This is a genomic window from Roseateles sp. P5_B10 (assembly GCF_056400485.1).
On sequence record NZ_JBFULE010000007.1, the window covers coordinates 23,727 to 35,098 of the forward strand.

Sequence of the window (11,372 nt, forward strand, 5' to 3'; positions counted from 1 at the left end):
GGAAGTGGAACACAGGCGAGCTGACTGCGTCCTCGCCAAGAGGGCCGACGGGCGCGCGGTTTGCCGGTGCCCATTCCTTCGTGACAAGCTCTGCAACTGCTTTGGAGGCCCGCATGCCACGCGAAATCAAGGTCGTCAGCGAAACCGTCGCCGCACCGGCGCAACAGGTCTATGAGTTCGCCCGCCAGCGCGAGAACCTGCACCTCTGGGCATCGGGCCTGGCGTCGGCCGACATCGAGCAGGAAGGCGACCATTGGGTGGTGGCCGATTCACCCATGGGCCGCATCCAGATCAGGATGGCGCCGCGCAACGAGTTTGGGGTGCTGGACCACGATGTGACGACGCCGGACGGCGTGATCACGCACAACGCCTTCCGGGTCACGCCGGTGGATGAGGGCTGTGCGCTGATGTTCGTGGTGCTGAGGATGGCGGGGGCGAGCGACGAGGAATTTGAGCGGGATGCGGCGCATGTGCGCAAGGATTTAAGGGCGTTGAAGGCGTTGATGGAGAACGGCTGACTTGCTTCCCGCAAGGCAGCGTTGGCTGCTCGCACCCCACCAAGCTGCCAGCGACGCGGTTTGGGCGACGTTCAGCGCCAGCTACTCGAGAGCTTCGACGCGCACGCTGCCGAACTCGCCAACCAGCACAGCAACGAGTCGTCCTAAATAGTCTCGACCCGATCCACCGTGGTCACAGAAGTACAGCCCGTACTGTTCAATCATCGCCGTCGCATCCGGCATTCCAGGCTTCGTCGAGTCGGCTCGGAATTCGTAGCTGGGGGTTGGCACGCTGCCGATTTTCACGGTGGCCACTTCGGATAGGGCGTGCTCGATCCGCGCCTTGTCGAGGTGCGAGAACGTCAGTCGATATTCAGTACCCATGACGGTCAGAGTCGTTCCACTTGCATCACAACGGCTTCGGCCGCGTCCCCTCAGACGGATTCGCAATCCACCCCTGCAGCTCCGCCGCCCTTGCATGTTTGGGCGCCAGCTCCAGGAAAGTCTTGTAGGCCGCCATCGCCTTGCCCTCGTCGCCTGCCAGCAGCCGCGCGTCGCCGAGGTTGAGCCAGGCCAGGGAACGGCTGCCGTCCATTTCGACGGCCTTCTCGAACCACACTGCAGCATCGGCAGGCTTGCCGCGCCGGTACAACACGAAGCCCAGGTTGTTGGCCGCCAGCGCGAACTTCGGCTGCAGCTGTAAAGCCTCCTTGAATGCGGCTTCGGCCTCGTCGTAGCGGCGCTCGCGGTAGAGCTGCAGACCACGGTCGTTGGCACGCTGGGCGGCGACGCGGGCACCGGGGTCGACGCGGGCGGTCGTCGCGGCGAGGGCCTGGTCCTTGCCGTCCAGGCCCTTGATCGTCACCTGCACGGCGCTGGCGGGGCCCGAGGGCTGCCGGCCGGCGCTGCTGGCCTCGTCGAGCTTGGCGGCGAACTGGCTGGCCTTGTCGTCGAGCTGGGCCACGGCGCCACTCAGCGCGGGCTCCTGCGCCGTCGGCAGCTCGAAGATGAACTCACCGCCCTCGCTGCCCGGCAGGCTGCCAAAGGCCGGCGTCTGGTGGGCGATCGCCGACACGGCGGGGGCGACATAGGCGGCCAGCTCGGTGGCCGTGATGAGGCCGTCGCCGTTCAGGTCGGCCTTGCCGTTCAGGGCCTGCAACAACGTCCACGTGAATACCGAATGGCCGCCGGGGCCGTCGTCGGCCACCTGTTGGTCGGCGCCGCCGGCGGTCATCATCTGGCGGCCGATGCGGCGCGCGTTGGTGCGAGCGAAGTTGCTGTCGGCTGCCGCCGAGCCGCCGCGCGTCAAGCCGAGACCCGAGTAGCAGGCGTCGATGACGAAGAGAGCGTGCTTGGCCGTGATGGCCTCGGCCACCTCCTGCAGCTGCGGCATGGCGATGGCGTCGGCCTGCAAGTCGTTCAGGCCCGCATCCACCGGCACGATATAGCCCACCTCACGGCCGCTGGGCAGTTTGCGCGTGCTGCCGTGGCCGGCGAAGAAGACGAAGACGCGGTCGTCGCGCTTCACGCGCTTGGCGTCGCCAAAGCGCTCATTCAGCGCCTTCAGGATGTTGGCGCGCGTGGCCTCGGCATCGGTCAGCAGCGTCACGTTGTCGGCGCGAAAACCGAACCGCGTAACCAGGGACTCACGCACGGCCTGCGCGTCGCGCACCGCATGCGAGAGCTTGGGCCAGGCCGTGTATTGGTTGATGCCGATGACCAGCGCGTGGCTGTCGCGATACAGCTCACCAGCGGCGGGTGGCGGCGCAGCGGGGCGCTCGGAGGACACGACAAACTGCCCATCCTTCCAGCTCGCAAAGCGCCAGCCCTCGGCGGCGAGCTGGTCCAGCACCAGGGGCAGCGCCTGCACCGTGCGGGCGTGGATGTCGTGGAAGAGCACGATGCCGCGCTGCTGCTTGTCCAGCTCGGCCATCACCCGCGCGGCGATGCTCTTGGGAATGGGGTCGCTCCAATCCAGCGAGTCGACGTTCCACATCATCGAGCGCAGCTTCAGCGCCTCAATGGTGGTCAACGCCCCATCGTTGCGCGCGCCATAAGGAAAGCGAAACAACGCGTCGCCGTTGCGACCCGCCGCGTCCAGCAGCGCCTCCGTGTTGGCGGCTTCTTCCTTGACCTTGACGAGCTCGAACTTGGACATCAGCCCATGCGTGAAGCTGTGGTTGGCCAGCTGGTGGCCGGCCGCGAGAACGCGCTTGGCGACGGCGCTGCCATTGCCCGGCTGGATCTTGCCGTCGGCGCCCACCTTGCCGAGGTTCTGGCCGAGCTGGAAGAACACAGCCGGTGCGTTGTAGCGCTTCAGGATCTCCAGGATCTCGTCCGTGTAGCGCGCATGCGGGCCGTCGTCGAAAGTCAGCAGCACGGTCTTGGGCGGCAGCTTGTCGCCAAAGACCTCGCGCTCCTTGGCGGCGACACCGCGCATCGCACCTGACGCGGCGGGCTCCGGCTCCAGGTCAGCCGCGGCCGGCAACTGTGCGCCGTGCTGCTTCATGACGGCGTCGCGCGTGTGCAGCGCCTTCAGCTTGGCGACGTAGTCGCTCCAGCGCTCGCGCTTGAGCTCGATGCCGCGCTTGGCAAAGCCGCCAAACACTTCCTTCAGCTCCTGCTCATAAGCCTTCTCGACTTCGGCCAGCGTGTCCAGGTCCTCCTGGGCGCGGCGCGCAAGCTTGATGCCGTCCAGCGTCTGCGCGCTCTTCAGTCCGGTGGCGAGCTGGCTCAGCACTTCCTTGAAGGCGAGGCGGTCGGCGTCGAACCAGCTCGGCTCGCTCTCGATGCGCGTCAGCAGCGCGGCGGTGGCGTCCAGCGATTCGGGCTTGAGCGCCAGATCGGCCAGGCGCTGCTGGCGCTGCAGCAGCTCGTGGAAGAGCTGCTGGCCCAGGGCCTGGACCTCGCGGCGCTGGGCGGCCGGCAGGGTGGCCTCGCCGTCCATCAGCACGACGATCTGGCGGTGCAGGGCCAGCATGCCGTCGCCTTCCTCACGCAGCTTGGCCGTCGCACTGCTGTCCTGCGCGGCCGAGGCGGTTGGCAGCGCGGCGGGCACGTCGGCCAGGCGCTTGTTGCAGCCGGGCAGGGCAAAGGCGGTGGTCAGCAGCAGGGCGAGTGAGATGAGGCGCATTGCGGGGTGAAAAAGTCAGCCGCGAGATTGTGGGGCTGCCCGCGCTGCTGACAGCGCCGGGGGAGCGTGGGCGGCAGAGATTGCAGCCCGCGTTGGGCCCGCAAGAGGGTGAGGCAAGGCGCGGCGTGCAGCCGCGGGCTGGCCGCCCGGGCGAGCGGCGCAACGCCGAATCACCCCCTTGCGGGCCCAACCCTTCGGGCCGGGGCGAATTGCGAGGCCACTCGGCGTTGCCAGCTCGTTGTTGGGCCCCACCCAACGCCTCGCCGACGCCTTGATTGGCCTCGCAATTTGCCCCGGCGCGGGCCGCAATCTCTGTCGCCCACGCTCCCGATCACCGACAGAATGCCGTCCTCCCAACAAGGACGATAACGATGAGACTGCTTGCCCTGACCCTGGCTCTTGCTTGCTTCATCGCCCCTGGCCAGGCCGCCACCCCCGCCGAGCGCCTGGCCGATATGGCGACGCGCTACTACGACACCCGCTCCCGCTTCGACCCGCTCAACGCCACCCAGGCTGGCGACAACCGCTTCGACGACCAGCTGGGCCTGGACATCGCGCCGGCCGAGCGGGCCAAGCGGTTCGCCGCCTGGCGCGGCTTCCTGAAGGAGCTGGCCGCCCTGCCCGCCGCCAGCCTGCCGCCGGCCGAACGCCTGAACCGCGAGCTGCTGGAGCAGCAGCTGCGCGCCCAGCTGGCCTTCGAGCGCTACCCCGACCACCTGCTGCCCTTGCACCAGATGGGCGCCACGCCCTTCCAGCTGGCCTTCTTCTCCAGCGGCCAGGCCGGCCAGCCGCTGAAGACGGCGGCGCAGCTCGACGCCTACTTGAAGCGCGTCACCGGCCTGCCGGCCTGGTGCGACCAGGCCATCGCCAATATGCGCGAAGGCATGAAACGCGGCGTCGTGCAGTCGCGGCCCGTTGTCGAAGCGGCCCTGCCGGTGTTGAAGAGCCTGGCCGAGGCCGACGCCGAGCACAGCCCCTACACGGCGCCGGTGCGCGCCCTGCCCGTCGACATCAGCGCGGCCGACCGCACCCGCCTGACCGAGGCCTACCACCGCGAGCTGAGCGAGCGCGCCCAGCCCGCGCTGCGCCGCCTGCTCGCCTTCGTCGAGTCCGATTACCTGCCCGCCGCGAAGCGTCGCGGCAGCATCGGCTGGACATCGCTGCCCAACGGCAAGGCCTGGTATCGCCAATGGGTGCGCGAGCAGACGACGACCGACCTGACGCCTGAGCAGATCCATGAGCTGGGGCTCAAGGAGGTGGCGCGCATCCAGGGCGAGATCACGCGCATCGCGCCCCAGCTCGGCTTCACGGGCGACCCGCTGAAGAACGGCGGCCTGCTGGCCTGGGCGCGTACCGACGAGCGCTTCCGGCCCTTCAAGACCGAGGCCGAGATCCTGGATGCCTATCGCGCCATCAACGCCCGTGTCGCGCCGCAGTTGCCCAAGCTCTTCGGCCAGCTGCCGCGCATGGCGCTGGACATCCGCGCCGAGCCCGAGCTGACGCGCGAGACGGCTTCCGATCACTACACCGCCGGCCAGGCTGACGGCAGCGCGCCCGGCGTGTTCTGGGCCGTCATCAACGACCCCAAGGACTACTCCGTGGCGACGATGACCGCCCTCTTCCTGCATGAGGGCCAGCCCGGGCACCATTTCCACTTTGGCCAGCAGGTGGTGATGCCCATGCCCGAGTTCCGCCGTCGCATGTGGATCAATGCTTATGGCGAGGGCTGGGCGCTCTATGCCGAGACCCTGGGCCATGAACTGGGCCTGTATGCCAACGACCCCGTGGCCTACGCCGGCATGCTGCGCATGGAGATCAGCCGCGCGGCGCGCCTTGTCGTGGACACCGGCCTGCACGCCAAGGGCTGGAGCCGCGAGCAGGCGCTGAAGTACTGGATGGATGTGACGGGCGCCGGCGAGCAGCAGGCCGTCGCGCAGATCGACCGCTACCTCGCCTGGCCCGGCCAGGCCCTGGGCTACAAGATCGGGGCGCTGAAGATCCAGGAGCTGCGCCGTCGCGCCGAGCAGAAACTGGGTGCGAAGTTCAGCCTCGCCGCCTTCCACGACCAGGTGCTGGGCGAGGGCTCGCTGCCGCTGTCGGTGCTGGAGAAGCGCATCGATGCTTGGATCGCCACACAGGCTAAGGTGGCGCGATGAGCGACATCACGATCTTCCACAACGCGAAGTGCGGCACCTCGCGCAATGTGCTTGCGCTGATCCGCCATGCCGGCCTGGAGCCGCGCGTCGTCGAGTACATGCAGACGCCGCCGAGCCGCGACGAAATCCGCGCGCTGGCGGCGGCCGCCGACCAGCCCTTGCGCGCGTTGCTGCGCGAGAAGGAGGCCGTCTTCACCGAGCTGGGCCTCGCCGATCCGGCTCTGAGCGATGACGCCCTGCTGGACGCGGTTCAGCAGCATCCGGTGCTGCTGAACCGCCCCATCGTCGTGACGTCCCTGGGCACGGCGCTGTGCCGTCCGTCGGAGGCGGTGCTGGAGCTGCTGCCCGTCGGGCCGTTGCCGCCCTTCACCAAGTCTGACGGCGAAGTCGTGCACGACCACGGCCGTCGGCGCGGCYGAGGTTCAGGCCGGAAAGTCCGTCGATGCCGCGAGACCGCGCCATTCGGCCGTCTCGCGCTCGACAAAGGCGTGCTTGTCGGCAATGGCCTGCAGCGTGTCCGTGCCCAGCGGCAGGCGCAGTGGCGGGGTCTTGGCATCGACCAGCGTCAGCATGGCTTGCGCCAGGCGCTCGGGGTCACCGGGCTGGTTGAGGCTGATGCGCCTGGCGGCCTCGCGCACCTGGCCGGCGCTGGCGGCGTAGTCGGCCAACTCGCGCGGCGAGGTGACGAGGGACTGGCCTTCCAGAAACTCGGTGCGGAAGTAACCCGGCTCGACGACGGTGGCGTGGATGCCCAGCGGCGCGAGCTCGGCATGCAGGGCCTCGGTGATGCCCTCGACGGCGAACTTGGTCGAGCAGTAGACGCCGAACCCCGCGGCCGAACGGACCCCACCCAGCGACGAGATGTTGATGACATGGCCGCTGCGGCGCTCGCGCATCTGCGGCAGCACGGCGCGGGTCACGTTCAGCAGGCCGAAGACATTGGTCTCGTACAGGCGGCGCACCTCGTCGGCGCTGGCCTCCTCGACGGCGCCGAGCAGGCCGTAGCCGGCGTTGTTGACGAGGACGTCGATGCGGCCGAAGCGGGCCAGCGCGGCGGCCGTGGACCGAGCGGCCTGGGATTCGTCGGTGACGTCCAGGGCCACGGCCAGCAGGCCGGGCTGGGCGCCAAAGCGCTTCTCGATGGCGGCCGCGTCGCGGGCCGTGGCCACAACGGCGTCGCCATGAGCGAGGGCCGCTTCGGCGATGCGTGCGCCGATGCCGCGCGAGGCGCCGGTGATCATCCAGACGCGCTTGAAGGTGGGGGTGGTGGTCATGTTGGGCTCCGGTGTGGGGGGAAGGGTGGATCGGCCGATGGAGCGAAATTTAGGATCGGGATTGATCTTCAACTAGCCCAGAATCGCTTCATTGATTGGCAAGTAAATCCTGACAATGGCCTTCAACGAACTGCGCGCCATCACCACCTTCACCAAGGCCGCCGAGCTGGGCAGCCTGCGCCAGGCCGCGGTGGCCCAGGGCATCACGCCGCAGGCGGCGAGCCAGGCGCTGACGCAGCTGGAGGCCTACCTTGGCGTGCGCCTCTTCCACCGCACGACGCGTCGGCTCAGCCTGACCGAGGAGGGCGAGCGTTTCCTCGGCGCCGCAGCGCCTGGGCTGCAAGCACTGCAACGTGCATTGCACGGCGCGCGCCAGGGACGCGACGTCATCGCCGGGCCGCTGCGCATCACGGCCTCGCGCTCGCTGATGCTGCCGGTGCTGTGGCCGGTGCTGGAGGAGTTCTGCGCCCGCCACCCCGACGTCGAGCCCGATGTGCAGTTGGACGACCGCATCGGCGACTGGGTGGCAGACCGCGTCGACGTGGGCTTTCGCGCCGGCACGCCGCCGGGCGAAGGTCTGATCGCCCGCCACCTGCTGCCGCTGCAGCTGATCGTCTGCGCCGCGMCCGCCTACATCGCCCGCCATGGCGCGCCGCAGAGCATCGACGAGCTGGCCCAGCACCGCTGCAGCGGCTTTCGCCACCCGAGCACGGGCAAAGCCATGCCCTGGGAGTTCCTGGTGGGCGACGAGATCGTCGGGCGCGACGTCGCTTCGGTCTTCATGACCAACGACGTCGAGCTGGAGGCCAATGCCGTCGTGGCCGGCCAGTGCATCGGCCAGCTCGTCGGCGCCACCGCCGCCCCGCTGATCCGCAGCGGCCGGCTCGTGCCGCTGCTGACCCAGCATGTCTGCGCCCACCTTGGCCTGTACCTGTACTACGGCAGCCGCGTGGCCCAGCCGGCGCGGGTGCGCGCCTTCATCGACCTCGTCGTTGAGCGCGTGGTGGGCAACCCGGCCTGGGTGGTCAGCGCTCAGGAGCTGGCTGCGGCCGCCCGCAAGCGCCGCTGAGCGGGTAACAACCCGACGCGATTGGTAAAGCCTGGGCACACCGCGAAAGCCAACACTGCAGACGGGGAGGGCATCTCGATTGGAGGCTCTCATGAACTACAGAACCCTGAGCGCATGCGCTGCGGCCGTGGCCCTTGCAGCTTGCGGCGGTGGCGGCGGCGATGCCGGCACTCCTGTCACGACGCCCTCGAATAGCACCTCGGGCACGCTGGCCCTGAAACTGACCGATTCGCCGGCCTGCGGCTTCGACCATGTGTACGTGACGGTGCAAAAGGTCCGCGTCAACGCCAGCGCCGACGCCGCCGAGGACGGCGCCGGCTGGACGGACCTGGTGGTGGGCCCGACACAGCGCTTTGACCTGCTGGCGCTGCAGAACGGCGTGCTCGCCAGCCTGGGCCAGGTGCCGCTCGCCGTGGGCCATTACGCGCAGCTGCGCCTGGTGCTGGCCGAGAACGGCGGCGCCACACCGCTGGCCAACTCGGTCGTTCCCACGGGCGGCAGCGAGGTCGCGCTGAAGACGCCCAGCGGCCAGCAGAGCGGCCTCAAGCTCAATGCCAGCATCGACATCGCGGCCAACCAGATGGCCGACTTCGTGCTGGATTTCGATGCCTGCAAGTCCGTCGTCACGGCGGGCAATTCGGGCCAATATCTGCTCAAGCCCGTCGTGGCTGTGGTGCCCAACCTGCTGTCGGGCATCAGCGGCTATGTGGACGCCAGCGTCGCCTTTGGCGGCACCCAGGTCAGCCTGCAGCAGGGCGGTGTCGTGCTCAAGGCCACCGCGCCGGACAGCAGCGGCAAGTTCGTGCTCACCCCGGTGGCGCCGGGCAGCTATGACCTGGTCATCAAGTCCGCGGCGCGGGCCACCATGGTCGTGACCGGCGTGCCGGTGACGGCCAATACCGTGACGGCCGTCAGCACCAGCGTGGCGCCGCTGTCGCCCGCCCCGGCCATCGATGGCCAGGCCATGGGCACGGTGATGGTGGATGGGGTGGTCAACACGGCGGCCGTCGCGGCGACGCAGAAGCTGGCCAGCGGCGGCATCATCACCATCGCCGAGACCCTATCGGACTCGACGACCGGCGCCTTCAAGCTGACCCTGCCCGCCGCGCCGCCCTGGGTGGCGCCCTATGCCGCGCCGCCGGCCAGCCTGGTCTTTGCGGCGGACGTGACGGCCGGCCTGTCCTACTCCTTCAACGCCAGCCTCAACGGCACGGTCAAGGTCGTCGGCCCGTTGGCTGTCACGGCGGGTGGCACGCTGACGGTCAACTTCGGCTTCTAGGCGATAGTGGGTCTGAGCAGGTCGGCGATGCCGATGCGCGCGGCAAAGTCCTCGCGCACCCGCTCGGCCACATCGGTCACCGCCGCCGCGCCGTCGTCCATGAAGTCGACGACCGAGCGGAAGGGCCGCTCGCCATGCGCCAGGCCCACGACGCGCACGACCTCGTCGGCGACGGCCTGCGGGTCGGCTTCGGGCGGCATCAGCGCGGTCAGACGCGTGCCGATCTGGTCCATCAGGCCGGCATAGCGGGCGTAGGCCGCGGCCTTGGCCTCGTCGGCCGGCTTGCCGGCGTTGGCGAAATGGTCGGTGCCGCTGGTGAAGGCGCCGGGCACGACGATGCTGGTCTCGATGCCGAAGCGGGCCAGCTCGAAGCTCATGGTCACGGCCAGCGAGTCCATGGCCGCCTTGGCCGCCGCATAGGGGCCCAGGAAGGGAGGGAAGCCGCCGCGTGTCGTCGTGCTGCCAATCCACAGCAGCAGGCCGCGCTGCTGCTCCCGCAGCACCGGCAGGGCCGCGCGGTTGACGCGCTGGGCGCCCAGCACATTGGTGTTGAAGACGGCGGTGATCTCTTCCGGCGTGTAGGCCTCGGTAGGCCCGACGACGAGATGGCCGGCGTTGTGCATGACGACGTCCAGGCGGCCCTGCTCGGCCACGATGGTGGCGACGGCCGCGTCGGCACTGTGCTGCGACAGCACGTCCAGCTCCACGACGCGCAGGTCCAGCCCGCGGGCAAAGCTCCAGTCGCGCAGCTCGCGGGCCTTGGCCGAGTTCTTGCCAGCAACGCCGCGCATGCTGGCGTAGACGGTGTGGCCGGCGGTGGCCAGGGCCAGGGCGCTCAGCTTGCCGATGCCGCTGGAGGCGCCGGTGACGAGGATGACTTGTTGTTGGTTGCTCATGATGCTGTCCTCCTTCAGACAATGCCGCCGTTGACGCGCACCGTCTGGCCGTTGACCCAGCCGCCCTGCGGCCCGGCCAGCACGCCGACCATCGCCGCGATGTCTTCGGGCTGGCCCAGGCGCTCGAGCGGCGCCATCTTGGCGAGGCGCTCGACCTGCTCGGGCGTCTTGCCGTTCAGGAACAAGTTCGTTGCCGTCGGGCCGGGGGCCACGGCGTTGACGGTGATGGCCTTGCCGCGCAGCTCCTTGGCGAGGATGTTGGTCATGGTCTCGATGGCGCTCTTGGTGGCGGCGTAGACGGCGTAGCCCGGCAGGCCCAGGCCGATAACGCTGGTCGAGAAATTGATGATGCGCCCGCCCTGGCGCAGGCGCCTGGCCGCCTCGCGCATGGCCAGGAAGCTGCCCTTCACATTGATGTCGAAGAGGCGGTCGAAGGTCTCGTCGTCGGTGTCGGCCAGGTGGGGCAGCTCGTTGGCCATGGCGCCGGCGTTGTTGACGAGCACGTCCACGCCGCCGAAGGCTTCGGTGGCAGCGTCGAACAGCAGCCTGGCGGCGCCCGCGTCGGCCACGTCGGCCTGCACGGCGATGGCACGGCCGCCACGGTCCACGATCGCATCGACAACCTTTTGCGCTTCGACGGCATTGCCGGCGTAGTTGACGACCACGGCATGGCCATCGGCCGCCAGTCGCTGCGCAATGGCCGCGCCGATGCCGCGCGAGGCGCCGGTGACGATGGCGACGGGGGAAGAGGAAGAAGAAGTGGTGTTGCTCACGGGGTGCTCCAGATCGTTGGGTTGGAAGGCAGGACCGAGGAGCGGCCCTGTGAGTTCAATGTATTGTTCGATCGCTTTCGGATAAATCAGACGAACAAGACATCACAATCCAGCCCAACTAAACAATCGGAGCCAAACGGCCATGGACCGACTCGATGCGATGCGCCTCTTCGTGCGCATCGTCGACCTGGCCAGCTTCAGCAAGGCCGCCGACGAGCTGCAGCTGCCGCGCGCCTCGGTCAGCCTGGCGCTGCAGCAGCTGGAGGCGCGTCTGGGTGTGCGCCTGCTCAACCGC

The 11,372-nt window shown here is 68.9% G+C and carries 10 protein-coding genes and 1 pseudogene; 6 read left to right on the forward strand and 5 right to left on the reverse strand.

Features of this window, described 5'->3' with window-relative positions:
• The first annotated feature begins 113 nt into the window (after nucleotides 1-113).
• The gene (locus AC1DU6_RS01390) at nucleotides 114-518 is read left to right on the forward strand and encodes an SRPBCC family protein (RefSeq protein WP_457319812.1); all 405 of its coding nucleotides are present in this window, start codon (nucleotides 114-116) and stop codon (nucleotides 516-518) included.
• An 81-nt stretch (nucleotides 519-599) separates the two neighbouring features.
• Here the strand turns inward: AC1DU6_RS01390 and AC1DU6_RS01395 are convergent, their stop codons facing one another.
• Together AC1DU6_RS01395 and AC1DU6_RS01400 are read right to left on the reverse strand one after the other, a co-directional pair.
• Entirely contained in the window at nucleotides 600-881 is a 282-nt protein-coding gene (locus tag AC1DU6_RS01395; protein ID WP_457319814.1) for a hypothetical protein, read from the reverse strand.
• A 25-nt stretch (nucleotides 882-906) separates the two neighbouring features.
• Nucleotides 907-3,630: a polysaccharide deacetylase family protein gene (locus tag AC1DU6_RS01400; protein WP_477855915.1), complete on the reverse strand. Its 2,724-nt coding sequence runs from the start codon at nucleotides 3,628-3,630 to the stop codon at nucleotides 907-909.
• A gap of 371 nt (nucleotides 3,631-4,001) precedes the next feature.
• On the opposite strand from AC1DU6_RS01400, the gene AC1DU6_RS01405 reads away from it, so the two are divergent.
• Both AC1DU6_RS01405 and arsC read left to right on the forward strand, forming a co-directional pair.
• A complete protein-coding gene (locus AC1DU6_RS01405) occupies nucleotides 4,002-5,786 on the forward strand; it encodes a DUF885 domain-containing protein (RefSeq protein WP_477855916.1) in 1,785 nt (594 codons plus the stop codon).
• Nucleotides 5,783-6,196: pseudogene (arsC, locus tag AC1DU6_RS01410) on the forward strand (arsenate reductase (glutaredoxin)); the annotation flags it as partial. The gene AC1DU6_RS01405 and the pseudogene arsC, both read left to right, overlap by 4 nt.
• A gap of 12 nt (nucleotides 6,197-6,208) precedes the next feature.
• Here arsC and AC1DU6_RS01415 read toward each other — a convergent pair.
• Complete coding sequence (locus tag AC1DU6_RS01415) at nucleotides 6,209-7,060, reverse strand: oxidoreductase (RefSeq protein WP_457319822.1); 852 nt, start codon at nucleotides 7,058-7,060, stop codon at nucleotides 6,209-6,211.
• A 115-nt stretch (nucleotides 7,061-7,175) separates the two neighbouring features.
• Between AC1DU6_RS01415 and AC1DU6_RS01420 the strand changes: the two genes are divergently transcribed.
• Nucleotides 7,176-8,129 carry a LysR family transcriptional regulator gene (locus AC1DU6_RS01420; RefSeq protein ID WP_477855917.1) on the forward strand — a complete coding sequence of 318 codons (954 nt, stop codon included), beginning with the start codon at nucleotides 7,176-7,178 and terminating at the stop codon, nucleotides 8,127-8,129.
• A 91-nt stretch (nucleotides 8,130-8,220) separates the two neighbouring features.
• Complete coding sequence (locus AC1DU6_RS01425) at nucleotides 8,221-9,408, forward strand: DUF4382 domain-containing protein (RefSeq protein WP_457319824.1); 1,188 nt, start codon at nucleotides 8,221-8,223, stop codon at nucleotides 9,406-9,408.
• Here AC1DU6_RS01425 and AC1DU6_RS01430 read toward each other — a convergent pair.
• The gene (locus AC1DU6_RS01430) at nucleotides 9,405-10,304 is read right to left on the reverse strand and encodes an SDR family oxidoreductase (protein WP_056191120.1); all 900 of its coding nucleotides are present in this window, start codon (nucleotides 10,302-10,304) and stop codon (nucleotides 9,405-9,407) included. The genes AC1DU6_RS01425 and AC1DU6_RS01430 overlap by 4 nt on opposite strands.
• Nucleotides 10,305-10,318: 14 nt before the next feature.
• Nucleotides 10,319-11,077, reverse strand: coding sequence for an SDR family oxidoreductase (locus tag AC1DU6_RS01435; RefSeq protein ID WP_457319826.1), 759 nt, complete (start codon nucleotides 11,075-11,077; stop codon nucleotides 10,319-10,321).
• Between the two features lie 142 nt (nucleotides 11,078-11,219).
• Between AC1DU6_RS01435 and AC1DU6_RS01440 the strand changes: the two genes are divergently transcribed.
• Nucleotides 11,220-11,372 (forward strand): helix-turn-helix domain-containing protein (locus tag AC1DU6_RS01440; RefSeq protein ID WP_477855918.1); only part of this gene is annotated, 153 nt, incomplete at its 3' end.

Bases quoted from the DNA above. Each gene is read 5' to 3' on its own strand.
- AC1DU6_RS01425 (WP_457319824.1), top strand. From the start codon at position 8,221: ATGAACTACAGAACCCTGAGCGCATGCGCTGCGGCCGTGGCCCTTGCA.
- AC1DU6_RS01395 (WP_457319814.1), bottom strand. From the start codon at position 881: ATGGGTACTGAATATCGACTGACGTTCTCGCACCTCGACAAGGCGCGG.
- AC1DU6_RS01415 (WP_457319822.1), bottom strand. From the start codon at position 7,060: ATGACCACCACCCCCACCTTCAAGCGCGTCTGGATGATCACCGGCGCC.
- AC1DU6_RS01400 (WP_477855915.1), bottom strand. From the start codon at position 3,630: ATGCGCCTCATCTCACTCGCCCTGCTGCTGACCACCGCCTTTGCCCTG.
- AC1DU6_RS01390 (WP_457319812.1), top strand. From the start codon at position 114: ATGCCACGCGAAATCAAGGTCGTCAGCGAAACCGTCGCCGCACCGGCG.
- AC1DU6_RS01430 (WP_056191120.1), bottom strand. From the start codon at position 10,304: ATGAGCAACCAACAACAAGTCATCCTCGTCACCGGCGCCTCCAGCGGC.
- AC1DU6_RS01405 (WP_477855916.1), top strand. From the start codon at position 4,002: ATGAGACTGCTTGCCCTGACCCTGGCTCTTGCTTGCTTCATCGCCCCT.